General features: G+C 66.3%; 20 protein-coding genes and 1 pseudogene. 15 read left to right on the top strand and 6 right to left on the bottom strand.

Annotated features, from left to right (window positions below; translation table 11 throughout):
- Window positions 1-74 precede the first annotated feature (74 nt).
- Complete coding sequence (locus AC56KL_RS12130; RefSeq protein ID WP_497180403.1) at window positions 75-482, top strand: GNAT family N-acetyltransferase; 408 nt, start codon at window positions 75-77, stop codon at window positions 480-482.
- Window positions 483-502: 20 nt separating this feature from the next.
- On the opposite strand, the gene AC56KL_RS12125 is transcribed toward AC56KL_RS12130, so the two are convergent.
- From AC56KL_RS12125 to AC56KL_RS12115, 3 genes and pseudogenes are all read right to left on the bottom strand, one after another.
- The gene (locus AC56KL_RS12125) at window positions 503-883 is read right to left on the bottom strand and encodes a SirB2 family protein (RefSeq protein WP_497180402.1); all 381 of its coding nucleotides are present in this window, start codon (window positions 881-883) and stop codon (window positions 503-505) included.
- Between the two features lie 36 nt (window positions 884-919).
- Entirely contained in the window at window positions 920-3,439 is a 2,520-nt protein-coding gene (locus AC56KL_RS12120) for an adenosylcobalamin-dependent ribonucleoside-diphosphate reductase (RefSeq protein ID WP_497180401.1), read from the bottom strand.
- Window positions 3,440-3,610: 171 nt separating this feature from the next.
- A pseudogene (locus AC56KL_RS12115) lies at window positions 3,611-3,841 on the bottom strand (accessory factor UbiK family protein); the annotation flags it as partial.
- A 270-nt stretch (window positions 3,842-4,111) separates the two neighbouring features.
- On the opposite strand from AC56KL_RS12115, the gene AC56KL_RS12110 reads away from it, so the two are divergent.
- From AC56KL_RS12110 to amt, 3 genes are read left to right on the top strand one after another with little or no spacing between them, the layout of a single operon-like run.
- Window positions 4,112-4,846: a TorF family putative porin gene (locus AC56KL_RS12110; protein ID WP_497180400.1), complete on the top strand. Its 735-nt coding sequence runs from the start codon at window positions 4,112-4,114 to the stop codon at window positions 4,844-4,846.
- Window positions 4,847-4,875: 29 nt separating this feature from the next.
- A complete protein-coding gene (glnK, locus tag AC56KL_RS12105; protein WP_036247637.1) occupies window positions 4,876-5,214 on the top strand; it encodes a P-II family nitrogen regulator in 339 nt (112 codons plus the stop codon).
- Window positions 5,215-5,224: 10 nt separating this feature from the next.
- A complete protein-coding gene (gene amt / locus AC56KL_RS12100) occupies window positions 5,225-6,622 on the top strand; it encodes an ammonium transporter (RefSeq protein ID WP_497180399.1) in 1,398 nt (465 codons plus the stop codon).
- Between the two features lie 75 nt (window positions 6,623-6,697).
- Here amt and AC56KL_RS12095 read toward each other — a convergent pair whose 3' ends face one another.
- Window positions 6,698-7,618, bottom strand: coding sequence for a LysR family transcriptional regulator (locus tag AC56KL_RS12095; RefSeq protein WP_497180398.1), 921 nt, complete (start codon window positions 7,616-7,618; stop codon window positions 6,698-6,700).
- 93 nt (window positions 7,619-7,711) lie between these two features.
- Between AC56KL_RS12095 and AC56KL_RS12090 the strand changes: the two genes are divergently transcribed.
- Window positions 7,712-8,713: a sodium-dependent bicarbonate transport family permease gene (locus AC56KL_RS12090; protein WP_497180421.1), complete on the top strand. Its 1,002-nt coding sequence runs from the start codon at window positions 7,712-7,714 to the stop codon at window positions 8,711-8,713.
- A gap of 106 nt (window positions 8,714-8,819) precedes the next feature.
- A complete protein-coding gene (gene gshA / locus AC56KL_RS12085) occupies window positions 8,820-10,121 on the top strand; it encodes a glutamate--cysteine ligase (RefSeq protein WP_497180397.1) in 1,302 nt (433 codons plus the stop codon).
- Window positions 10,122-10,337: 216 nt separating this feature from the next.
- Here gshA and AC56KL_RS12080 read toward each other — a convergent pair whose 3' ends face one another.
- Window positions 10,338-11,051, bottom strand: coding sequence for a class I SAM-dependent methyltransferase (locus AC56KL_RS12080; protein ID WP_497180396.1), 714 nt, complete (start codon window positions 11,049-11,051; stop codon window positions 10,338-10,340).
- 181 nt (window positions 11,052-11,232) lie between these two features.
- On the opposite strand from AC56KL_RS12080, the gene gshB reads away from it, so the two are divergent.
- From gshB to AC56KL_RS12035, 9 genes are all read left to right on the top strand, one after another.
- The gene (gene gshB, locus AC56KL_RS12075) at window positions 11,233-12,195 is read left to right on the top strand and encodes a glutathione synthase (RefSeq protein ID WP_497180395.1); all 963 of its coding nucleotides are present in this window, start codon (window positions 11,233-11,235) and stop codon (window positions 12,193-12,195) included.
- A 1-nt stretch (window position 12,196) separates the two neighbouring features.
- Window positions 12,197-12,604 (top strand): PTS sugar transporter subunit IIA, encoded by a 408-nt coding sequence (locus AC56KL_RS12070; RefSeq protein ID WP_497180394.1) that lies wholly within the window; start codon window positions 12,197-12,199, stop codon window positions 12,602-12,604.
- 54 nt (window positions 12,605-12,658) lie between these two features.
- The gene (locus AC56KL_RS12065; RefSeq protein WP_497180393.1) at window positions 12,659-12,928 is read left to right on the top strand and encodes an HPr family phosphocarrier protein; all 270 of its coding nucleotides are present in this window, start codon (window positions 12,659-12,661) and stop codon (window positions 12,926-12,928) included.
- Window positions 12,929-12,969: 41 nt separating this feature from the next.
- Window positions 12,970-14,739 carry a phosphoenolpyruvate--protein phosphotransferase gene (gene ptsP / locus AC56KL_RS12060; protein ID WP_497180420.1) on the top strand — a complete coding sequence of 590 codons (1,770 nt, stop codon included), beginning with the start codon at window positions 12,970-12,972 and terminating at the stop codon, window positions 14,737-14,739.
- Window positions 14,740-14,768: 29 nt separating this feature from the next.
- The gene (gene metX / locus AC56KL_RS12055; RefSeq protein ID WP_497180392.1) at window positions 14,769-15,932 is read left to right on the top strand and encodes a homoserine O-succinyltransferase MetX; all 1,164 of its coding nucleotides are present in this window, start codon (window positions 14,769-14,771) and stop codon (window positions 15,930-15,932) included.
- 8 nt (window positions 15,933-15,940) lie between these two features.
- On the top strand, window positions 15,941-16,555 hold the full coding sequence (metW, locus tag AC56KL_RS12050) for a methionine biosynthesis protein MetW (RefSeq protein ID WP_497180419.1): 615 nt from the start codon (window positions 15,941-15,943) through the stop codon (window positions 16,553-16,555).
- A gap of 99 nt (window positions 16,556-16,654) precedes the next feature.
- On the top strand, window positions 16,655-18,070 hold the full coding sequence (locus AC56KL_RS12045) for a cytochrome P450 (protein ID WP_497180391.1): 1,416 nt from the start codon (window positions 16,655-16,657) through the stop codon (window positions 18,068-18,070).
- A 123-nt stretch (window positions 18,071-18,193) separates the two neighbouring features.
- Window positions 18,194-19,081, top strand: coding sequence for a M48 family metallopeptidase (locus tag AC56KL_RS12040; RefSeq protein ID WP_497180390.1), 888 nt, complete (start codon window positions 18,194-18,196; stop codon window positions 19,079-19,081).
- A 12-nt stretch (window positions 19,082-19,093) separates the two neighbouring features.
- Window positions 19,094-20,044, top strand: a complete 951-nt coding sequence (locus tag AC56KL_RS12035) for a pseudouridine synthase (RefSeq protein WP_497180389.1) — start codon at window positions 19,094-19,096, stop codon at window positions 20,042-20,044.
- Here AC56KL_RS12035 and AC56KL_RS12030 read toward each other — a convergent pair.
- The gene (locus AC56KL_RS12030) at window positions 20,041-25,008 is read right to left on the bottom strand and encodes an Ig-like domain-containing protein (protein WP_497180388.1); all 4,968 of its coding nucleotides are present in this window, start codon (window positions 25,006-25,008) and stop codon (window positions 20,041-20,043) included. The genes AC56KL_RS12035 and AC56KL_RS12030 overlap by 4 nt on opposite strands.
- Between the last annotated feature and the right edge of the window lie 167 nt (window positions 25,009-25,175).

The following is a 25,175-nucleotide window of genomic DNA, read 5'->3' as shown; positions in this document are numbered from 1 at the left end:
TCCGGGGGACGGGCCGAGCATGGCCCGGCGATGCGCGTTACCATGGCAGGTCCTGCAAACAGAATAGACGCCCCATGGACATCGCAGTATCGCTTGCCGACCGCATCGACGAGGACGAAGTCATCCGCCTGTACCGGGCCAACGGCTGGTCGTCGGCAGACAAGCCCGCGCAGCTGATGGCTGCGCTGCGCAGCTCGCATGCGCTCGTCACCGCCCGCATCGGGTCCGAACTCGTCGGCATCGGCAACGCCATCTCGGACGGCCACCTGGTCGTCTACTTTCCCCACATGCTGGTGCATCCCGACCATCAGGGCAAGGGCGTCGGCCGCCGCATGATGCAATCAATGCTCGGGCGGTATGCCGGTTTCCACCAGATGATGCTGACCGCGGACGGCGATGCGGTCGCGTTCTACCGGGCCATGGGATTCGAGCGGGCCGGCAAGACTGAACCGATGTGGATCTACGCCGGCGGCGAGCACTGAGGCTCGCACGGCGGCGCAGCCTAGAAGGCGACGAACGGGTTCTTTGTCACGGCCACGGCGACGATGTAGGCAAAGCACAGCAGGGCGCCGACGAAGGCGGCAGTGCGGGTGCCTTGCGTGCGACCGCGCTTGAGTGCGATCGCGCCCAGCACGATGTAGGCGATCAGCCCCAATACCTTGGCCGTCAGCCAGGCCGACTGGCCCGGGTACTGGCGGCTCCACAGGGCCAGGCCGATGGCGCTGGCCAGCAGCAGGGTGTCGACGATATGCGGGACGATCTTCACCCAGCGCTGCTGCAGGCGCGGCGACCGGCGCAGCATCCAGATGCCGCGGACGAGAAAGAATAGTCCGCTCAGGACGGCAAACGTGATATGCAGGTGTTTGAGGGCGATGTAGGGCATGGCAGCAGGAATAGTGATCAACCTGCGCAGTATGCCTCAGCCGCACTCTCCTACATAGTGGCACTCGCCGCAGCGGGTGCAGCCGTCCACCTTGCGCAGCGCCCGTGCCCCGCATTCCGGGCACCTGGCGCCGCCGACGGCGGGCAGGGCGCCGGCGCTGGTCGGCGGCTGCGGCTCGGCTTCCGGCACCAGCGGTTCGCCACCGGCGCAGCGCTCGGCAAAACGCCGCGCCAGTTCCGGCACCGGCACCCCGTTGCCCCAGGCATCCAGGAAGCCGCGCCGGATCAGCACGCGCTGCAGCATGAAGGCGATCGCCGCCACTTCCGAGTCGTGGTACACCGGCACCTGGGCGCCGTCTTCGCGTGTCAGGAATCCGCAGCGCACCGGGCCTTTTTCCCACACCACGTCGCGCATGTCGGCCAGCGCCCGCGCGATCGGGCCGCCGGCGCGCGCCACCATCGACAGCAGGCGCATCGAGGCCGTGATCCACTGCTGTCCGTCGGTGCGCTGGTTCGAGGGCATGAAGAACTCGAAGGGCCGCTCGATGGTCACGTGCCGGCCCTCATGGACGCCGTCGGCGCGGATGAAGCTCACGGTGAGGTAGGCCGTCTTGCGGCCTTCCTGGGTCGCGTATTCGATCTTCGAGGTGACCGACTCCAGCTCGCCGAGCGGACGGTGCTCGAAGCGCTTGCGCAGCGGGTCTTCGTCATGGAGGAGGGGCTGCGTGGCCTGCCGCGATGCCGCGCTCGGTGTGGACGATGCTGACGATGCGGACGACGTCGACAGCACGCTCCCCAGCACCGAGTTCGGCCGATAAGTCGCCAGCCCCTTCAGGCCCGCATGCCAGGCCTGGCTGTACAGGTCGCGGAAGTCCTCGAAAGGGTAATCCTCCGGCACGTTGACGGTCTTGGAGATGGCCGTGTCGATGAAGGGCTGCACCGCCTGCACCATGCGCAGGTGGTCGATCGCGCGCATCTCGAGCGCCGTCACGAAGGCGGGCGGCAGCTGCGCCTTGTCGAAGCCCATCTGGCGGTACAGGCGCCACGCATGGTCCTCGACTTCATAGCTGCGCATCGCGCCGTCCGGCATGCGTTTCTTGCGCTGGTAGGTCCAGGCATAGGGTGGCTCGATGCCGTTCGAGGCATTGTCGGCAAAGGCCAGCGAGATGGTGCCTGTCGGGGCGATCGACAGCAGGTGCGAGTTGCGGATGCCGAACTTGCCGATGGCCTCGCGCAGCCACTCCGGCAGGCGCTCGACGAAACGGCTGTCCAGGTATTCAATGGCATCGAACAGGGGAAAGGGGCCTTTTTCGCGCGCCAGTTCGACCGAGGTGGCGTAGGCCGCGTCGCGCAGCGTTTCGGCGATGCGCGCCGCCATCGCCCGGCCCGCGTCGGAATCGTAGCGCAGGCCGAGCATGACGAGGGCGCTGCCCAGTCCCAGGAAACCGAGGCCGATGCGGCGCTTGGCCTGCGATTCGGCAGCCTGCTGCGGCAGCGGCCACTCGGTCGCGTCCAGCACCAGGTCGAGCATGCGCACCCCCACCGCGGCCACTTCGCACATGCGCTCGAAATCGAATCGCGGCTCGGCGCCGAACGGGTCGCGCACGAAGGCGGTGAGGTTGACCGAGCCGAGGTCGCAGCAGCCATAGGCGGGCAGCGGCTGTTCGCCGCAGGGATTGGTGGCGCGCAGTTCTTCCGCATACCAGAGGTTGTTCTCCTCGTTCATGCGGTCGATGAAGAGCACGCCCGGCTCGGCATGGTCATAGGTGGAGGCGATGATCTTGTCCCACAGCGCGCGCGCCGCTACCCGCCGGTAGACCCACAGGCCGTCTTCGCGCAGGTAGGCATCCGCTGCGTCCTCCTCGCCCGGCTCGGCGCGGTGCACCAGCTCGAAGGGCGCGTCCGCCTCCACGGCGTGCATGAAGTCGTCGGTGACGCCGACCGAGATATTGAAGTTGGTGAGCCCGCCTTCGTCCTTGGCGGCGATGAAGCGTTCGATGTCCGGGTGGTCGATGCGCAGCACGCCCATTTGCGCCCCGCGCCGGGCGCCGGCCGATTCCACGGTGCGGCACGAGGCGTCGAAGACCTCCATGTACGAGACCGGGCCGGAAGCGCGCGAGCGGGTGCCGTGGACCTTGCTGCCCATCGGCCGGATGGCGCTGAAATCGTAGCCTACGCCGCCGCCGCGGCGCATGGTCTCGGCGGCCTCCGCCAGGGCGGTGTAGATGCCGGGCAGGCCGTCCTCGCTGCCAGAGATGGAATCGCCCACCGGCTGGACAAAGCAGTTGATGAGGGTGGCCTGCAGGCCAAGGCCGGCGGCCGAGTTGATGCGCCCGGCCGGGACGAAGCCCTGCTCCTGGGCCCAGACGAAGCGCTCCTCGAGCGCGGTGCGGCCGTCGCCATCGAGCCCGGGTTCGAGTGCCGCCAGGGCGCGCGCCACGCGCCGGCGTACGTCGAGGATGCCGGTCTCCTGGCCCTTCGCGTATTTCTCGCGCAGGACGTCGAGCGAGACTTCCTGCGGCGCCAGGGCGCCGGCGGGCTGGTCGATTGCATTCATGGTGCGCTGTGCTCCTGCATGAATGCAAGCGGGTGATTACGGCTTGTCGAGGATGATGTGCGGCGCGGCCGGGTCGGTGGCGCCGGGAATGGCGGCATCGGCAGCCGGGCTGGCGCCGCCGGTGCTGCCGGCAGACGTGAACGTGGAGGAGGCCGGCGCAGCCTGCCCCGCCAGGCGCGATTCCAGCTCCACCACGCGCAGCTCCAGTGCTTCGAGCTTGGCGCGGGTCTTGGCCAGCACCTGGGCCTGGATGTCGAACTCTTCGCGGGTGACGAGGTCGAGCTTCGAGAAGCCCTGGGTCACCATCGCCTTGACGTTGCGCTCGATGTCCTTGGCCGGCGTGCTTTCCAGCGCCTGGTTGATCTTGCCCTGGATGTCGTTGAAGAAGCTGTTCATGTCCATTTCCTTGTGTCTGACCGGTGCACCACCACGGTGCGTCGCCTTCCGCTTTGGTGCGTGGCGCCGCCAGCGGCGCCCGCGGCATGGCTTTCCCGGGTTATTCGAATCGCAAATGGGGCGGATGGCCGGGAAAACAAGCACTCCCGGGCGTCCCGATCGCGTTTTTCATGCTGGCACGCATCCTGCTAAAGAGTTGTCAGGCGTGTAGCAAACAGGATTGTAAACCGCAACAGCCCGCGCCACGCTTGGCTGTTGAATATTAAGGGGAATGTCATGAAGTGCAACACAAGTGCAGCAGCAGTGACCTGGGCCGTGCTGGCCCTTTCCAGTGTCCCTGCGTTCGCGCAAGAAGCGACTCCTGAGCACCAGATCAGCTACAACGCCGCCATCACCAGCGACTACCGTTACCGCGGCCTGTCGCAAACCCGGTTGGACCCGGCGCTGCAGGGCGGCGTCGACTACGTGCACGGCCCGACCGGCCTGTACGTGGGAACCTGGCTGTCCACCATCAAATGGACGAAGGATCTCGGCGGCGACGGCGACATCGAGTGGGACGTCTACGGCGGCAAGCGCGGCAATCTTTCCGAAAACCTCAGCTACGACGTCGGCGGCCTGTACTACTGGTATCCGTCCAACGACCTGAACCCGCGCGCCAATACGTTCGAACTCTACGCGCGCCTGGGCTTCGGCCCGGCCTACGTCAAGTATTCGCACGCGACCACCAACCTGTTCGGCACCGCGAACAGCAAGCGCAGCGGCTACCTGGACCTGGGCGCCGATATCGACGTCTACAACGGCCTCATGCTGAACCTGCATGCCGGGCGCCAGGAAGTGAACAACAACGGCGCGTTCTCGTACACCGACTACAAGGTCGGCCTTACCAAGGACTTCGGCCTTGCCACCGTGTCGCTGGCCTGGATCAAGGCCAGTACCAGTGCCTACCTGAGCCCGCGAGGCGAAAACCTGGGCAAGTCGGCGGCCGTACTGACCGTGTCCAAAACTTTCTAAACGCATCTGAACGCCATAGAGGCAACACCATGAAAATGATTACCGCCATCATCAAGCCCTTCAAGCTGGACGAAGTCCGCGAAGCGCTGTCGGAGATCAACGTGCAGGGCATGACCGTAACTGAAGTCAAAGGTTTCGGCCGCCAGAAGGGCCACACCGAGCTGTACCGCGGCGCGGAGTACGTCGTCGATTTCCTTCCGAAAATCAAGATCGAAGCCGCGGTGGACGACGCCGTGGTCGACCAGGTGATCGACGCCATCTCGGGCGCGGCCCGGACCGGCAAGATCGGTGACGGCAAGATTTTCGTGGCCGACCTCAACCAGGTCATCCGTATCCGTACCGGCGAGACCGGCAACGAAGCACTGTAAGGGGAACCCCATGAAGCTCATTACCAGAATCCTTGCCGGCCTCGCGTGCGCCGGCCTGGCGCTGCCGGCGCTGGCCGCACCCAGCATCAACAAGGGCGACACCGCCTGGATGTTCGTCGCCACGCTGCTGGTCATCATGATGACGATTCCCGGCCTGGCCCTGTTCTACGGCGGCCTGGTGCGCGCCAAGAACATGCTGTCGGTGCTGATGCAGGTGTTCATGGTGTTCTCGCTGGTGATCGTCCTGTGGTGCCTGTACGGCTACTCGCTGGCCTTCACGCAAGGCAACGCCTTCATCGGCGGCTTCGACCGCGTGTTCCTGAACGGCATCTACGATGCCGCCGCGGGCAGCTTCAGCCAGGCCGCCACCTTCAGCAAGGAGACGATGATCCCCGAGTTCATCTTCGTCGCCTTCCAGGGCACCTTCGCCGCCATCACCTGCGCCCTGATCGTCGGCGCCTTTGCCGAGCGCGTGCGTTTCTCGGCCGTGCTGCTGTTCACGGTGCTGTGGTTCACATTCGGCTATCTGCCGGTGGCCCACATGGTCTGGTTCTGGGCCGGCCCGGACGCGATCCAGGACGCTGCCACCCTCGCGACCGTGACCAGTAACGCCGGTTTCCTGTGGCAGCACGGCGCGCTCGACTTCGCCGGCGGCACCGTGGTCCACATCAATGCGGCGGTCGCCGGCCTGGTCGGCGCCTACGTGATCGGCAAGCGCATCGGCCTCGGCCGCGAATCGATGGCCCCGCACTCGCTGACGATGACCATGATCGGCGCTTCGCTGCTGTGGGTGGGCTGGTTCGGCTTCAACGCCGGCTCGGCGCTGGAAGCGGGCGACATCGCCGCGCTGGCCTTCATCAACACCCTGCTGGCCACGGCCGCCGCCGCCGTGTCGTGGATGTTCGGCGAGTGGGCCTTCAAGCGCAAGCCTTCGCTGCTGGGCGCCGTCTCGGGCGCGGTATCGGGCCTGGTGGCGATCACCCCGGGCGCCGGCTTCGTCGGACCGATGGGCGCCCTGGTGATGGGCCTGCTGGCCGGCGTCATCTGCCTGTGGGGCGTGACCGGCCTGAAGCGCCTGCTGGGCGCCGACGACTCGCTCGACGTGTTCGGCGTGCACGGCGTGGGCGGCATCCTGGGCGCACTGCTGACCGGCGTGTTCGCCGCGCCGCAGCTGGGCGGGCAGGGCGTCTGGGACTACATCGCCAACAAGGCCTCGCCTGACTACTCGATCGCCAAGCAGCTGCTGGTGCAGGCTGAAGCGGTGGGCATCACCATCGTGTGGTCGGCGGTGGTTGCCTTCGTCGCCTTCAAGCTGGTGGACGTCGTCGTCGGGCTGCGCGTGCCGGCCGATGCCGAGCGAGAAGGGCTGGACATCACCAGCCACGGGGAGTCGGCCTACCACCTGTAGGCGTAGACAGGCAGCGCCTCCCTTCCTGGCCGCGCTGCGCCGTCCGGTGCAGCGCGGCTGGGAGGGCGGCGGCCTTCACTGCGGTGCTGCCGGCGGGCCTTGCTCCACCACCCGGCCGGCATGCTCCAGATGATGCAGGAAAGCGCCGGCAACCGGCGACAGCTTCTTCCCTTTCCGGTACAGGGTCCACCAGTTCGACTGCACCGGAAACCCCTCGACCGCGAGCGCCACCAGGTGCTCGTCCTCCGGATGCTCGCCGAGCGCGTGGCGTGAAATCACGCCCAATCCCAGGCTGGCCGCCACGGCCTGCTTGATCGCTTCGTTGCTGCCCAGTTCCATGCGCACGTCCGGCCGGAATCCGAGCGCCCTGAAATGGTTGTCGCAGGCGAGCCGGGTGCCGGATCCCTTTTCCCGCAGGATGAAGCGCAGCGGCGCCAGCTCGGCCAGGGCGATGCGCTCGCGTCCGACCAGCGGATGCGATGCGGAGGCAAACACATCGAGGGGATTGGACAGGAAGGCATGCCGCTCGAGCTCCAGGTCGTCCGGCGGCATCGACATGATGTAGAGGTCGTCGAGGTTGTCGCGCAGGCGCTTGAGCACGCCATCGCGGTTGAGCACTTCGAGCGCGATGTCGATCTCCGGGAAGGCCGCGCAGAAGCTGCCGAGCAGCCGGGGCACGAAGTATTTCGCGGTACTCACCACCGACAGCCGCAGGCGGCCGCGCGTCATGCCCTTGACGCCGTCGACGTGCTGCTCGAATGCCGCCCACTCGTCCATCATGGCGCGCGCCGTGCGCGCAAGCGCTTCGCCTGCCGCTGTCAGGTACAGGCGCTTGCCGACCTGCTCGTACAGCGGCATGCCCACGCCCTCACTCAGCTCGCGCAACTGCATCGACGCGGTCGGCTGGGTGACGTGGCAGGCACGGGCGGCGGCCGTCACGCTCAGGTGCTCGGCAAAGGCAAGGAACAGGCGCAGCTGGCGGAAAGTCGCATTCATAGGGATTTATCTATTCTGCAGATCAGAATAATCGATTTTTCTTTATTGTTGGGAATGCTTAGGATGCAGCACCTTGTCGTCAACGTCCAGACCATGCATAACTTCCTCGATCCCGCCATCCTGTTCTTTGCCTTCGGCATCCTGGCCGGCTGCGTCAAATCGAACCTGGAAATTCCCCAGCCGATCTCGCGCTTCCTGTCGCTCTACCTGTTGATGGCGCTCGGGCTGAAAGGCGGGTTTGCTCTTGCACAATCCGGCCTCACCGCCGAGATCGCGGCGAGCCTGGGCGCCGCCGTCCTGCTGGCGACCATGATCCCCCTGGCCGCCTACCAGGTCCTGAAGCGTTTCGTGTCCGGCTTCGATGCCGCGGCGGTCGCGGCAACCTATGGTTCGGTCAGTGCGGTCACCTTCATCACCGCTACCCAGTACCTGGATGTCCAACAGATCGCCTATGGCGGGCACATGGCCGCCGCAATGGCCTTGATGGAATCGCCCGCCATCGTGATCGCCGTGGTGCTGGCCAATTCCATGCGCCAGGCCGGCGCGCCTGGATTGATCGCAAACGGCAATGCAACGGCAACGCTCGGGGCCGGGGCGCCGCGCGTCGGGCTGGGGAAGATCTTGCACGAATCGTTCACCGACGGCACCCAGTTGCTGCTGCTTGGCGCCATGTTGGTGGGCCTGCTGACGGGCGAGGCCGGCAAGGCGGCCATGGCCCCGTTCTCGATCGACCTGTTCAAGGGCATGCTGGCATTCTTCCTGCTCGACATGGGCCTGCATACCGCACGTAGCCTGGGCAAGCTGCGCGGCCAGTCGGGCTGGCTACTCGCCTACGCGGCCGGCGCACCGGTCGTGCATGCCGGCCTTGCCCTGGGGCTGGCAGTGCTGCTTGGCCTGTCTGCAGGTAATGCCACGCTCCTGATGGTGCTGGCGGGGAGTGCGTCGTATATCGCGGTCCCGGCCGCGCTGCGCTATTCGATACCGGAGGCCAATCCGTCGATGTACTTCAGCATGTCGCTCGGGGTGACCTTCCCGCTGAACATCCTGTTGGGCATTCCGGTGTATGCCTGGGTCGCCACCGCCGTGCTGGGGTAACGGGGTACTTGGCAAACGGCAATCGTGCGCCTTTAAAACCGCATGTTCGTCCATATATGAGCGTACCGATATAATTCCAATAAGCTCATACTAGGACGTCCCCACCATGGTTCCGCACCTCGCCACTGCCCTGACCGGTCCGCTTCTCGACCTGGAAAAGAAAATCCTCGAAGCCACGCCCGCCATCGAGCGCTGGTTCCGCCTCGAGTGGCAGGAGCATACGCCGCCGTTCTATTGCTCGGTGGACCTGCGCAATGCCGGCTACAAGCTGGCGCCGGTCGACACCAACCTGTTCCCGGGCGGCTTCAACAACCTGTCCACCGAGATGCTGCCGCTGACGGTGCAGGCGGCCATGGCCGCGATCGACAAGTATTGCCCGGACGCGCGCAACCTCCTGATGATCCCGGAAGTCCACACGCGCAACCCGATGTACCTGCAGAACGTGGCGCGCCTGATGCAGATCTTCCGCCAGACCGGCCTGCACGTGCGCCTGGGCTCGCTGTCGCCGGAAGTCACCCAGCCGACCCCGCTGGCGCTGCCGGACGGGAACATGCTCGTGGTTGAGCCGCTGGTGCGCTCGCCCAATGGCCGCCGCGTGGGCCTGGCCGATTTCGATCCCTGCACCATCCTGCTGAACAACGACCTGTCGAACGGCATCCCCTCGATCCTGGAAAACATCCACGAGCAGTCGCTGTTGCCGCCGCTGCACGCCGGCTGGGCGCTGCGCCGCAAGAGCAACCACTTCAAGGCCTTCGACGAGGTGGCCAAGAAATTCGGCAAGCTGATCGAGATCGACCCCTGGCTGGTCAACCCGCTGCACAGCAAGGTCGGCGAAATCGACCTGCAGCAGGACGTCGGCACCGAACAGCTGGCCGATGCGGTCTCGGCGCTGCTCTCGAAGATCAAGAAGAAGTACAAGGAATACGGCATGAAGGAGCAGAAGCCCTTCGTGATCGTCAAGCCCGACGCCGGCACCTACGGCATGGGCGTCATGACTGTGAAGGACGCCAGCGAGGTGCGCGACCTGAGCCGCGCCCAGCGCAACCGGATGACCGTCATCAAGGATGGCGTGGCCGTCAACGACATGATCGTGCAGGAAGGCGTGCCGACCTTTGAAACCGTCAACGACGCCGTGGCCGAGCCGGTGGTGTACATGATCGACCGCTACGTGGTGGGCGGTTTCTACCGCGTGCATGCCGAGCGTGGCGTCGACCAGAACCTGAATGCGCCGGGCTCGCAGTACGTGCCGCTGGCCTTCGCCCAGCAGCATGCGGTGCCGGATCCCAAGGCCAAGCCGGGTACGGCGGCGCCGAACCGCTTCTACGTGTACGGCGTGGTGGCGCGTCTGGGCCTGCTGGCCGCTTCGCTCGAACTCGAGCGCACCGATCCCAATCCGGAAGTGTATTGAGTCCGGCCCCGTAGGGTGGGCGGCTCCACCGGGCGATGTGCGCAGTCGGTGCGTTTTGCGCCGGCCGCGCGTTCAACTCCCGTTGGATCAGGCGGGACAGCCATTCCCGGTCTGCTTGAACGCGCGTACGGCATCCGTGTCTCAGGCTGAACACCGTGCCTGGTGGAGTCCTACACCCTACATCCCCGGCGGCGCCTCGTTGGCCAGCATGAGGGATTATCCCCCTTTCTGCACCATGTACATGAAATGCGAGCGCAACGGCGGCGCAACGGCGGCCAGCAGCTCGGGCGCCATCCAGGGCGTGCGCGCCAGCAGCCGGTGGATCGGCGGCGCCAGCATCAGCGTACGGTAGCGGCTGCGTTCGCCTGGCCACCAGGCTTGCAGCTCGGCCCGCGTCACCTTGCGCACGTTCCGGTTGCGCGGGTTGTCGTAGCGGAAATCGAACACGAGGCACCAGCCGCCCGGACGCAGGGCGCTCCACATCTGGGCCGCCAGTTCGCGCCGCAGTTCCGGGTCGAGGATCGAGGAAAACACCGTTTGCGCCGAGACCAGGTCGAAGCCGCGCAGCCCCATGGTGTCGAGGGTGCCGAGGCGCCAGCTGACGCCGGTGGCCGAGGCGCGTTGCGCGATGTCGAGCCGGTCTTGCTGGAGCTCGGTGCCGGTCAGCCTGGCGGGATCGGCGCCCCAGTCGATGAGCTGGCGCAGGAAGCCGCCGGTGCCGCAGCCGACGTCGAGCACCCGCAGCTCGGACAGGTCGCTGCCCACGGTGTCGGGCAGCAGCGAAGCGAGGCTGCGAAAGCGCGCCGCCACCTGTTGCAGGATTTCAGGGCGGTGCCAGGCGTAGCGGCCCAGCGCGGCGCCGCCATGCCAGCGCCGGTACACGTCCTTGATGCGGTCCTGTTCCGCTTGCTTGTCAGTGTGTGCGTCCATGAAGTTCATGGTCGCGCGGGGAAGACTTCCAAGGCTTGATGCGGCTCATGGCGCCTTGTGCGAACGCACAAACGAGAAGCGGAACTTCCATCCTGCACCAAGGAAGTGCATAAAGCAGGGCCCATCCGCGAACATTCGCGTTTCCGGCTAAAATCAGGGCATTCCCTGCTTTGGATGCCCCATGAAAATCGCCTTCCTCGCCGACCCGCTGTCCACCTTCAGGATCTACAAGGATTCGACGTTCGCCATGATGCGCGAGGCCGCCCGGCGCGGCCATGCCGTATATGCGTTCGAGCAGCGCGACATGGTGCTGGAAGAGGGCGTCGTCACCGCCGAGGCCACGCGCATCCACCTGACCGGCGAGGCGGACGCCTGGTACCGCGCCGATGCGCCGGAAATCGTGCAACTCTCTGCTTTCGACGCCGTCATCCAGCGCAAGGACCCGCCCTTCGACATGGAATACGTGTACGGCACCTACCTGCTCGAGCTGGCCGAGCGCCAGGGCGCGCGCGTGTTCAACCGTCCGGGCGCCATCCGCGACCACAACGAAAAGCTCACCATCGGCCAGTTCAGCCGCTACACCTCGCCGACCCTGGTGTCGTCGAATCCGGCGCGCCTGCGCGCCTTCCACGAGAAGCACGGCGACGTGATCTTCAAGCCGCTGGACGGCATGGGCGGCGCCGGCATCTTCCGCATCAAGGACGACGGCATGAATTTGGGCTCGGTGATCGAGTCGCTTACCGGCAACGGCCGCCATTCCATCATGGCGCAAAAGTTCATCCCGGCCATCAAGCGTGGCGACAAGCGGGTGCTGCTCATCGACGGCAAGCCGGTGCCCTTCACGCTGGCGCGCATTCCGCAGGGCAATGAAGTGCGCGGCAACCTGGCGGCGGGCGGCCTCGGCGTGGCCCAGCCGATCACCGAGCGCGAACGCGAGATCGCCGAGGCGCTGGGGCCCGAACTGGCCGCCCGCGGCTTATTGCTGGTAGGATTGGATGTGATCGGCGATTTCCTGACCGAAGTAAACGTCACCAGCCCGACCTGTTTCCAGGAAATCAGCGACCAGACCGGATTCGACGTGGCCGCAATGTTCATCGACGCGGTCGAGCGTAAGGTGTCGGGCAACACCGCAGAAAAGAACTGACATGGTAGGCATCCTGCTGATGACCCACGCTCCGCTGGGCCAGGCATTCATCGCGGCGGTGGCGCACGTATTTCGCGGGCCCACCGAGCGCTTCGAGGCGATCGACGTGAACGCCGACCAGGACTTGCACGAGGTGAACTGCCTCGCCAAGGAAGCGATCGCACGCCTGGACGACGGCGACGGCGTGCTGGTCATCACCGACATCAAGGGCGGCACGCCGGCTAACTGCTGCGGCTCGCTGCTCGATGCCGGCCGCGTGGAAGTCATCGCCGGCATCAGCCTGCCGATGCTGCTGCGTGCGATCACCTACCGCCGCGACACCCTCGACGTGGTGGTGGAAATGGCCCTGGCGGGCGCCCAGAACGGCGCCGTGCGGGTCGACAACCGGATCCGCGTCGGATCGGGCTGAGCAATATTGAATCACCTCTGGCCACGGGCATAAACAGGACACATAAGCGACAACATGATTCAACAGGAACTCGAAATCGTCAACAAGCTGGGCCTGCACGCCCGCGCCTCGGCCAAGTTCACCCAGCTGGCCGCCAGGTTCCAGAGCGACGTCTGGCTCACCCGCAACGGACGCCGCATCAATGCCAAGTCGATCATGGGCGTCATGATGCTTGCCGCCGGCAAGGGCGCCAAGGTGCTGCTGGAGGCCGACGGTCCCGATGAAGAAGCCTGCGTCGCGGCGCTGGCGGGCCTGATCAACGACAAGTTCGGCGAAGGCGAGTAATGCCGCGCGAAGCGGCAGCTCCCCGCCACCCGGGACACTCGATGGCCTCGTTCACGCTCCACGGCATTCCGGTCTCGCGCGGCATCTCGATCGGCCGCGCGCACCTGCTCACGCCCGCGGCGCTCGACGTCAAGCACTACCTGGTGCCGGAAGAACAGGTCGAGGCCGAGGTCGCGCGCCTGCAGCACGCCATCGCCGAGGTGCACCGCGGCCTGCAGGCCCTGTGGACCGAGCTGCCCAAGGACGCCCCCACCGAACTGGGCGCCTTCATCGACGTGCACGCGCTGATCCTGTCCGACCCGATGATCTCGGAAGCGCCGCTCGACATCATCCGCACCCGCCACTACAACGCCGAGTGGGCGCTGGTGACCCAGATCGACGAGCTCTCGCGCCAGTTCGACGAGATCGAAGACGAATACCTGCGCGAGCGCAAGCACGACATCCAGCAGGTGGCCGAGCGGGTGCTGAAGGTCCTGATGGGGACCGCGCTCGACATCCCGCCGCCGCTCGACGGCGACGACCATGCGCCCCCGCAGATGATCGTGGTGGCCCACGACATCTCGCCGGCCGACATGCTGGCCTTCCGCGACCGCGGCGGCGCAACCCGTTCCTTCATCGGCTTCGTCACCGACGTCGGCGGCCAGAACTCGCACACCGCGATCGTCGCGCGCTCGCTCGACATCCCGGCCGTGGTCGGCATGAGCCAGGCCTCGCGCCTGGTCGAGCAGGACGACTGGGTGATCATCGACGGCGACGCCGGCGTGGTGGTCTGCAATCCGAGCCAGCTGGTGCTGGAACAGTACCGCGCGCGCCAGAACGCGCTGCTCAAGGCGCGCAAGCGCCTGCTCAAGCTCAAGAAGACCCCGGCGGTCACGAAAGACGGCACCGCGATCACGCTGCTGGCGAACATCGAGCTGCCGGAAGATTGCCCTGCGGCGCTGGAAGCCGGCGCCGCCGGCGTGGGCCTGTTCCGTTCCGAATTCCTGTTCATGGGCCGCGGCGCCAACGTGCTCAAGGTGCCGGGCGAGGACGAGCAGTTCGAGCAGTACCGCAAGGCGGTGGTGGCCATGAAGGGCCGCCCGGTGACGATCCGCACGCTCGACGTGGGCGCCGACAAGCCGCTCGACCCCACCGAACACACGGCATTGAATCCGGCGCTGGGCCTGCGCGCGATCCGCTACTGCCTGGCCGAGCCCCAGCTGTTCCTGACCCAGCTGCGCGCCATCCTGCGCGCATCCGCCTTCGGCAAGGTGCGCATCCTGATCCCGATGCTGGCGCACGCATTCGAGATCGACCAGACGCTGGGCATGATCGAGCAGGCCAAGGCCCAGCTGCGCGAAGAGAACGTCAAGTTCGACCCGGGCGTGGAAGTGGGCGCCATGATCGAGATCCCGGCGGCCGCGCTGGCGCTGCCGATGTTCGTCAAGCGCATGCAGTTCCTGTCGATCGGGACCAACGACCTGATTCAGTACTTGCTGGCGATCGACCGCGTCGACTACGAGGTGGCGCACCTGTACAATCCGCTGCATCCGGCGGTCCTGATGCTGATTGCGCAGACCATCGCCACCGGCCAGAAGGCCGGGCTGGACGTGGCCGTGTGCGGCGAGATGGCGGGCGACACCAAACTCACCCGCCTGCTGCTCGGCATGGGCCTGCGCGAATTCTCGATGCACCCGGCGCAGCTGCTGTCGGTGAAGCAGGAAATCCTGAACAGCGACCTGGCCGCGATCACGACCCGCACGCGCCGTATACTGCGCTCGATCGAGCCGGGCGAGATCGCCGCGGCCGTCGAACAGCTGCAGAGCCTCTGATGAGCCTACAAGAATAAACGCACACCTCCATGGGATCGATCGGAAACGTCACACCTCAGGCGATGCATTTCGCCGAACCGCTGCGCCTGCAAAGCGGCGCCCAGATCGGCGACTACACGCTGACGTATGAAACCTATGGCAGCCTGAATGCCGACAGGTCGAACGCGGTGCTGGTCTGCCACGCCCTGAATGCTTCGCACCACGTGGCCGGCACCTATGCCGACAAGCCGAAGAGCCAGGGCTGGTGGGACAACATGGTCGGTCCCGGCAAGCCGCTCGACACCGACCGCTTCTTCGTGATCGGCGTGAACAACCTCGGCTCCTGCTTCGGCTCGACCGGCCCGATGCACACCAACCCTGCCACCGGCAAGCCCTATGGCGCAGCGTTTCCGCTGCTGACGGTGGAAGACTGGGTGGCGGCGCAGGCGCGCCTGGCCGACCGGCTCGGCATCGACTGCTTCGCGGCCGTCATGGGCGGCTCGCTGGGCGGCATGCAGGCCCTGTCGTGGAGCATCCTGTTCCCCGAGCGCCTGCGCCACTGCATCGTGATCGCTTCCACGCCCAAGCTGTCGGCCCAGAACATCGCCTTCAACGATGTGGCGCGCCAGGCCATCCTCACCGATCCGGACTACCACGGGGGAGATTTCTACGAGCACGGCGTGGTGCCGAGGAACGGCCTGAAGGTGGCGCGCATGGTCGGCCACATCACTTACCTGTCGAACGACGACATGGCGGAAAAATTCGGCCGCAAGCTGCGCAACGCCGCCGAGAAAGACGACTACGCCTTCGACTTCGGCGTCGACTTCGAGATCGAGTCCTACCTGCGCTACCAGGGCGACAAGTTCTCGGAATACTTCGACGCGAATACCTACCTCATCATCACCAAGGCGCTCGATTATTTCGACCCGGCGCGCGCCCACGGCGGCGACCTGGCCAAGGCCCTCGAAGGAAGCAGGGCGCAGTTCCTGATCGCCTCGTTCACCACCGACTGGCGTTTTTCTCCCGAGCGCAGCCGCGAGATCGTCGAGGCGCTCATCTCCAACCGGCGCAAGGTGACCTACGCCGAGATCGACGCGCCGCACGGCCATGACGCCTTCCTGCTGGAAGACCCGCGCTACATGGCGGTGGTGCGCGCCTATGTCGACAGGATCGACCTCGAACTGCGCGCAGCCGGCGCACAGGAGGCCGCATGAACCTCGGCATGAACGCAACTGAGCTGAACGTGCTGCGTCCCGACCTGGCCTTCATCGCCGACTGGGTGCGCGAGCGCGCCCACGTGCTGGACGTCGGCTGCGGCGACGGCGCCATGCTGCGCTACCTGGAGCTGGGCAAGGGCTGCACCGGCTATGGCGTCGAGATCGCGGACGACAAGGTATTGGAGAGCACCCAGCGTGGCATCAGCGTGATCCAGCACGACATGGAACAAGGTTTGGACCTGTTCCGCGACAACGCCTTCGACATGGTGCTGTGCCTGTCCTCGCTGCAGATGATGCAGCACGTCGAGGCGCGCCTGCGCGACATCGTCCGGGTCGGCAAGGAAGCCATCGTCTCCTTCCCGAACTTCGCCTACTGGCCGCACCGGGTGGCCCTGATCCGGGGGCGCATGCCGGTCTCGCGTTCGCTGCCCTACCAGTGGTTCGACACGCCCAACGTGCGCTACGCCACCATCCACGACTTCAAGGACCTGGCTGAGAAGTGCGGCCTGGAAGTGCTGGAGTACGTGGCGCTGGCCGAAGGCAGGCCGGTGCGCCTGCTGCCCAACCTGCGCGGCAGCCTGGCCGTATTCCGCCTGCGCAAGCGCGACCTGGCCGCCTGAACACAGGCCGAGGCTTCCCCCCACGCGAGGGGTTGGCCCCCATCCGGTCCTTTTCCTACAGTGCATGCATATTTTTACATGCACAAGGATCGGCGGATTATGGGACACCCGGCAAGGCCTCTTTCCATCAGCGCACTCCAGCCGCGCTCGCTGGCTGACCTGCCCGGGCCGCGCAGCAACCAGCTGCTCGGCGTCACGGGGCAATCCGACCCCGGGCGCCTGCACCTGGTGCTGGAGGGCTGGGCGCGCGAATTCGGCGCCCTGTACCGCTTCCGCCTGCCCGGCAAGCGCTTCCTGGTGGTGTCCGATCCCGAGTTGATCTGCCGCCTGCTGCGCAACCGGCCAGAGGCGCTGCGGCGCGGCGCGACGCTGGCGCGGGCGCTGGAAGACGGCGGCGTGCGCGGCGTGTTCACGGCCGAGGGCGAGGACTGGCGCCTGCAGCGCAAGTTCGTGATGCGCGCGCTTACCCCCGAGATCATCCACCGCTTCTTTCCGAAGCTGGCCGCGCACACGGCGCGCCTGCGCCGGCGCTGGCTGGACGCGGCGCACGCAGGCCGCCCGGTGGACATGCTGCGCGACCTGAAGGCCTTCACGCTGGACATCACCATCGGGCTGGCGCTGGGGCACGACAGCAACAACCTGGAACACGACGATCCGCTGCTGCGCGACATCAGCTTCCTGTTCGACAGCCTGGCGCTGGAACTCACCGCGCCCAGCGCCCAGCGGCGCGGCCTCGATGCACTGGGCGACCCGGCCGCGTCCGCCGCTTTCACGCGCGTGCACGACACCATCCTCGAGATCATCGCGGCCACCCGGCGCCGCCTGGCCGCCGACCCGGACGCCCGCGCCAACCCCGGCAACATGCTGGAGGCCATGGTGGTGGCCTGCGACGAGCCCGGATCCAGCCTGAACGACGAGCACGTGGTCGGCAACGCCCTGACCATGGTGTTCGGCGGCGAGGACACTACCTCGCATTCGCTGGCCTGGATGGCCTGGTTCCTCGCCGGCCACCCCGGCGTGGCCGCGCGCGCGCGCAACGAGGCCCTCGGCGTGCTCGGGAACGCGCCCGTGCTGGAGCGCTACCAGGACTTGTCCCGCCTCGGCTACCTGGACGCCGCCGCGCGCGAGACCATGCGGCTCAAGCCGGTGGTGCCGGTGATCGTGCTGGAAGCCAATCGCGACTTGCTGGTCGACAATCTGGAAGTGCCGGCGGGAACCAACATCATGTGCCTGCTGCGCACGCCGCGCGACCAGGAAGACGCGGGCGCCTGTTTTTGCCCGGAACGCTGGCTCGGCGGGGAAGAGCCGGTGTCGAATCCCTTTGGCGCCGGGCCGCGCTTCTGTCCGGGACGCTACCTGGCCCTTGCGGAGCTCAAGTCGGTGACGTCGATGCTGGTGGCAACGTTCGACCTGTCGCTGGCGCCGGACGCGCCGCCGGTGGAGGAACGCTACGGCTTTACGATGATGCCGGACAGCCTGCCGGTGCTGCTGCGCCCGCGCGCCGGGGCGGGCTGAGGCCAGCCGGGCAGGGCGGCGAGTGTCAGTTGGCGAACAGACGGAGGCGCCGGATGGTTTATCATGTGCCCATCCAATACTCGCGTGGCCGACGCCGCCAACAACGGTGCCGGCCGGAGCCACATGCACAAACTCAAACGACTCGCCCTCGTCGCTTCGCTGTCGGCCTGCACCGCCATCGGGCCGGCTGTAGCACAGGACAAGGTAGTCCAGGATGGCATCGCCGTCACACCCCTGTCGCGCGCCACACGTTTCATCTCGGAAGAACAGCTGAACGAAGCCTCGGCGCAGCAGTATGCCCAGATGATGGGCCAGGCACAGCAGAAGGGCGTGCTGCTGCCGCAATCCCACCCCGAGGTACAGCGGCTGCGCGCCATCGCCAGGCGCATCATCCCGCACACTCCGCGCTGGAACCCGAAGGCCACGCAATGGCAATGGCAGGTCAACGTGATCGATTCGGCTGACGTCAACGCCTTCTGCATGCCGGGCGGCCGGATCGGCTTCTTCACCGGCATCCTGACCTCGCTGAAGCTGACCGACGACGAGGTGGCGGCCATCATGGGGCACGAGATTTCCCATGCGCTACGCGAGCACAGCCGTGAGAAGATGGCCAAGCAGATGGGAACGACCCTGGCCGCGCGCGGCGTCGGGGCGATTGTCTCGGGCATCTTCGGCATCGATCCGGGCATCACCGGCACCGTTGCCAACTACGGCGCCCAGTTCCTCGGCCTGAAGTTCTCGCGCGACGACGAGCGCGAAGCCGACCTGGTGGGCCTCGATATCGCGGCGCGCGCCGGCTACGACCCGCGCGCCGGCATCGTGCTGTGGCGCAAGATGGCTGCGCTGAACAAGCGCGCACCGATCGAGCTGCTGTCCACCCACCCGGGTGGCGAGAACCGCATTGCGGACATGCAGGAGCACATGGACGTGCTGCTGCCGGTGTACGCGCGCGCCAAGGGCACCACCGCCGCCAGGCTGCCGCCCTACCGGACCAACGTCGCCCTGCGTTGATGGGCGAGCTCGATGAGTAGCAGCAGGAAAGGGCGCCAGGCCGAAGCCAACGCCTACGTACCGCTGCCGGTCCGCGACGGGGTCGCGCCCAGCTACCTGTGGCTCACCGAAACCCGCGCCGGCGGCATGCTGCGCTTTCTCGCCGGGCGCTTTCCCGACGTGCCGGAAGCCGCCTGGGCGCGGCGCCTGGCGCGCGGCGAGATCGTCGATGCGAAGGGCGCGGCGCTGGGCGCCGACAGCCACGTACGCCAGGGCATGCGCATCTGGTATTACCGCGAGCTGGAAGAACCCGAAACCCCGATTCCGTTCCAGGAAACGGTGCTGCACATGGACGAGCACCTGCTGGTGGCCGACAAGCCGCATTTCCTGCCGACCATCCCGACCGGGCGCTTCCTGCACGAGACGCTGCTGGTGCGCCTGAAGAAGCGCTTCGATCTGCCGCACCTGGTGCCGATCCACCGGCTCGACCGCGAGACCGCGGGCGTGGTGATCTTCTCGCACAACCCGGATTCGCGCGGCGCCTACCAGTCGATGTTCCAGAAACGTGTGGTGAACAAGGTCTACGAGGCGCTGGCGCGGCCGATCGAGGGGAGGGAGTTTCCCTTCACTTACCGCAGCCGCATGCAGGATGCGGAGCAGTTCTTCGTGAGCGCGGAAGTGCCGGGCGAGCCGAATTCGGAGACCTTCATCGAGCTGATCGAGCGGCGCGGCGAGGTCGCGCACTACCGGCTGCATCCGCACACCGGCCGCAAGCACCAGCTGCGCCTGCATCTGGCCTCGCTCGGCGCGCCGATCCTGAACGACACCTTCTATCCGGTGGCGCTGCCTTGCAAGGGCGACGATTTCAGCGCGCCGCTGCAGCTGCTGGCGCGCGCGATCGCCTTTCCAGATCCGCTCAGCGGCGCAGAGCGCCGCTTCGAGAGCGGCTTCCGGCTCGCATGGCCGGCGCCCCCAGTCTCTTAAGGAATGGTCAGGTCCGGCGATGACCAGGCCGCGGTGCCGATGATGCGCGCGATGTTGCCTGCCACGTCCACGATCGCCTGTTCGCTGTCCACGGTGAGATTGAAGGTACCGTTCATGCCGATGTCGAGGATCAGGAGGCTATGCAGCCCCCCATCCATCACAAGGTCCCAGTTGCTGTCATTGCTGCCGAAATATTCGCGGCGGACGGTGTCGTGGCGCAGCAGCGTGATCGTGCGATCCGACTGGAAGATGATGTTTTCATCGAACGTCAGCAGGAACTTCTTGGCAGTCCGGTCGTTGTAAAACGTCGTCAATGTCGGTCCGACGGTATCGATGGTGAAGCTGAAAGCGTCGGACGCAACGCTGCTGTTGCCGGCCTTATCGATCTGCTGCGCGGTAATGAACTTGGTGCCGTCGGTGGTGAACTTGTCGGCTTCCAGCACCGTCAGGGTCCAGTTGCCGGAACCGTCCGCGGTCGTGCGGCCGATCTCGCGGCTGCCGTCGAACAGCACGATGGTCGCGCCGCTTTCCGCACCGGCGCCGGTGAAGGTCGGCGTCGTGTCGTTGGTAATATCGTCGATGTCCGAAACGCCTTTATCGCTGGACGCCGCCAGATCCGGCGTCCCCGGCTTGACAGGCGCCGTCTTGTCCACCGTGACCTTGAACGGCGTGGATTCCGCACTCACATTGCCGACCCTGTCGTGCTGGCGCACGGTGAAGGTGTGTTCGCCTTCGGCCAGCTCTGCGCCGAAAAGGGCAGTCCAGTTCCCGGTTCCGTCCGCCGTGCCCCAGCCGACGAAGTCGCTGTTTTTTAGGATCTTGACCTCAGCGAAGGGCTTGGCGCCGCTGCCGCTCAGGACCGGCAGCGCTTCCTTCGTGCTGCGGTTGCTCACCGACAAGGTGGCGGGCAGGACGGTGTCAATGGTCAGGGTCAGCGCACCCGAGTCGGCGCCGGCGTTACCGGCCCGGTCGACCTGCCTGACGGTGAGGGCGTGGGCGCCGTCGGCCAGTGTCTTGCCGGCCTCCACAGTCGCTTTCCAGTTCCCGCTGCCGTCGGCATAACCGTAGCCGAGCAGGGTGCCGCCCTTGTAGATCTCGACTTTCGCGCCCGCTTCGGCGCCGGAGCCGGAGAGCGTCGGCGTGCTGTCGCTGGTCAGCAGGTCTTCGTTGCTGCCGGTATTGCTGCTCAGGTCGAGCGAGGGTGCCTCAAGGCCGTTCGGCGCCGTGGAGTCGATCTCGATCGAGGTGCCGTAGCCGCTGCTGTCGGACAGCCCGGTGAACTCGATGTGCGCCGCGTCCAGCACGTTGCCCGACAGGTCGGCGATGGCGCCGGCCAGCATCGAGGCGTTGGTGATCGTCAGGCTGGCGTGGTTCTCGCTCTCTCCGGCGCGGTAGGTGAAGTACACCTCGTTGCCGCTGATATGGTCGTAGGTCGCTTGCTTGCCGTTGCTGAGCTGGAGGTACAGATCGCCCGTGCCCTCCCGCCGCACTTCCTCGTTGAACCGGATGCGGAAGGTGATGGTCTCGCCGCCGCGAACGTAGTGGTCGCCGCTGTAGACCGCGCGCCTCGCGCTGGGTTCGTAATCGTTCCCGGTGGTGAAGTAGACCCCGTACTCGCCCAGGCCATTGCCGGCCAGGTCGGTGAATGTCGACGGCAGCACGACCCGGTAGTAGGTGAGCGGCGCCAGGTCGTGGTCGGCGGCGCTGATGGTCAGGATGCGCCCGTCTTCCGAGAAGTCGGCGCTGCTGATCGCGATTTCCTGCCGGTTCTCGTTTTGGTCGACCAGCACCAGGATGTTGGCGTCGCCGCCTTCCGCAAGGTACACCGCTTCGTCGAACTCGATCACGATGTCGTCGTTGGGGTCGACGTGCTCGCCGCCGGTGCTGTCCATGACGCGCAAATGGCTGGTATCGACCGTGATCGACAGGGCCGGCGAGGCGGCGCCGCTCTCGCCCTGGCGCACGCTGAAGGCGTGGACGCCGTTGTCCAGCGGCGACTCCAGCGTGTATTCCCAGTTGCCGTCCGCATCCACGGTGACCTCGGCGAGCTCGACATCATTGTGGATCAGCTTGAGCGTGGCGTTGGCCGGGCCCGTGCCGGAGAGGGTCGGCATATCGGCATCGGTAACCTGGTCGCCGTCGTAGGCGCCACCGTCGCTGCCGGCGGCGAGCGCCGGGGCAGCCAGGGACGGAGCAGGGGGCATGATGCTCAGGGGCAGCGGATCCGACAGTACGCTGACGTTACCTGCCTGGTCTTGCTGCCTGACCGTGATCGAGTAGGTGCCGGGGTCCAGCGCGGCGCCTACGACCGCGGTCCAGTAGCCGTCTCCGTTGGCGGTGACGGTGCCGACCTCGAGCGCGCCCACGTAGAGCGTGATGGTGGCGCCGGCTTCGGCCCCGAAACCGGTCAGGCGCGGCCGGGTGTCAGTGGTCGTGTTGTCGCCGGGGGCGCTGGCTTCGCTGACCGCATGCAGTTGCGGCGCGCCCGGCTTGGCGACCTGGGTGTCGGTTTCCACCACGGCGCCATAACCGTCTTGCGTGCTCAAGCCGTCGTAGACGACATGGGCGGACTGCAGGATATTGCCGGCTTCGTCGCGCACGTGACCGAGCAGGGCATCGTGACCGATGGCGTTCAGGGCCCACCCATGGTCGCTGGCGGCCACGGTGTAGGTGAAGATCATTTCCTTGCCGTCTGCCGTCAGGCCCGTGTACTCGGCATACTTTCCGCCTTGCAGGGCGAGTTTCAGCTCCGCACCCGTATCGGGGCTGACCTTCTCGCTATAGCGCGCACGGAATTCGAGCACGTCGCCGGCCCTGTAGGTGCCGCCGCCGTTGGTGATGTAGACCTGGAGCAGTTGGGGCGGCGTCGTGTCCAGGGCAAGGATGGTGACGGCCAGCGGCTCCGACACTTCGCTGACGTTGCCTGCGCGGTCTACCTGCCTGGCCGTGATCTGGTGGGTGCCGGCGCCCAGCGAGGCGCCCAGCATCGCGCTCCAGGAGCCGTCTGCGTTGACGGTGGCGGCGCCGACTTCGGCGGCGCCCGCATACAGCGTGATGGTGGAGCCCGCCTCGGCGCCCGAGCCGGTCAGGCGCGGACGGGTATCGGCCGTGGTGTTGCTGCCCGGGGCGCTGGCTTCGCTGTCCGCGTGCAGTTGCGGCGTGCCGGGCTTGTTCACCCTGGTGTCGGTCTCCACCACGGCGCCGTAGCCTTCCTGGGTGGTCAGGCCGTCGTATTCGATGTGGGCGTATTGAAGGATATTGCCGGCATCGTCATGGACGTTGCCGATCAGGGAATAGTGATCGACGTCGTTCAGGTACCACCCGTGGTCGTCGGCCCCGAGGGTGTAGGTGAAGATCATTTCCGTGCCATCGTTCGCCAGGCCGACGTACTCGGCGACCTTGCCGTCGGACAGGAAGAGTTCCAGTTCCGCGCCCGCGCTCACGTTGACCTTCTCGCTGTAGCGCAGCCGGAATTCGAGCACGTCGCCGGCGCCATAGGTACCGCCGCCGTCAACGATGTAGGCCTGGACCAGGCGCGGCGGCGCCTTGTCTTCATAGGCGCCGGCGGTGGTGATGAGGAGGGGCGGGCCGTCGTAGGCGTTGCCGGCCAGGTCGGTCAGTGTATCAGGCAGGTAGACCCGGTAGGTGTTGCCGGTCGCCAGTTCATGGTCGTCGGGGTAGAGGGTCAGCGTCTTGCCGTCCTCGGACAGGTTGTGCCAGCCCAGTTCGATCCAGCTGGTATTGCCCTTGGCGTCCACGAGCCTGATGACAGGAATCAGCTCGGAGTGGGGGAAGAAGTACATTGCCTCGTCAAAGACGATGCTGATGTCCTTGCTCACGTCGGGCGCGGTGGGCGCGGACGTGATGTCCGGGGCCTCCTTGTCGATGGTGACCGCCAAGGAGGCGGTGGCGCTGTGGTGATCGCCCGGTCCGACGATGCGGACCTGCACGGTATTGCCGTCGCCTTCCTCGAAACGCTTCCCGCCTTCCTCCTCGCCCTCACCCTCGCCCTCGAACATGCTGAAGTAGGACCAGTAGTATTCGCCGGGTTCGTAGCCTTCCTCGATGTGGATGTCGGACTGCGGGATGGTGTCGCCATTGATGATGAGCTCGATGTGCTCGCCTTCTTTCAGTTCGCCGTAGAACCTGCCGCCGACGGCGATCCGGTCGTCGTTGGTGATGCCGTCGAAATCGTCCGGCCCCCGGTCGTTGCCGAGCCAGAGGTCGGTGATGTGGGCCGCCACCACGGTGTCGACCAGATAGGGTTCCGACTCGATGATGCCCGCGCCGCGGCTGCCGTCGACGGCTTCCACGGCGCCCATGTCGAGGCGCAGCACGTTCGACAGCGCTTCCGTCGCCGCATTGCCGCTCAGCCTGAAGAACCAGGTCTTGCCATCCTCGCTGTGAAGGCCGTCGATTCCGGCATTGACGGCGCTCAGTGCTGCGGGATTGAAGCCGACCGCTTTGGAAAAGCTCAGCTTCACGATGATTTCCTCGCCCGACCTCAGGCTGTGGCCATCCATCTCGATGGTCGCGCTCAGGCCCGGCGGGGGCGGCGGTTCGGCTGCCGGCGTGGTGAAGCTCGCGCTGCCCGGCACGGTCATGCCGCCATACGGCTTGCCGTCGCTGAGCAAGACGCCGGCGCCCATGTACACGTTGAGCGTCTTCCCAGCCGGCAGTTCGGTAGCGTCGAACATCAGGTGCGCGCCGCTGACGCGCACTTGATCGAGCGGAATTTCCTTGGTGTACGTGGCGCCAACCACGCGCAGCTTGGGCTCGCCGGTGACACGGTCGATGACGGTCTGAATCGCGCCGTCGGTCACGAAAATCGAGCCGCTGCCCTTGGTCATCGCTGTCGAGAAGCTCGAGAAGTCCAGGTCGATATGGGGCACGCCATCGACCATGGTATAGATCGGCGGTTTTGGGAAACTGGACGGAGCAGAGGAAGTCGAGGTCGAAGGCATGGCCGGCGCGCTGAATGATGTTCTGTAAACAGAACATGCTGGTTGGAAAGTTACCAGACGGATAGTATCAACAAAAAGGCATGCCATTTCGCCAAAGCAGGAGAATGGTGCTTTTTTGCATCAACCTGGCGCCGAATCCCCCCGGAATGGGGGGGCTCGATTCAGAA

The organism is Telluria sp. ZB4P34, from assembly GCF_059686055.1.
This window is presented reverse-complemented; position numbering and strand designations above follow the sequence as displayed.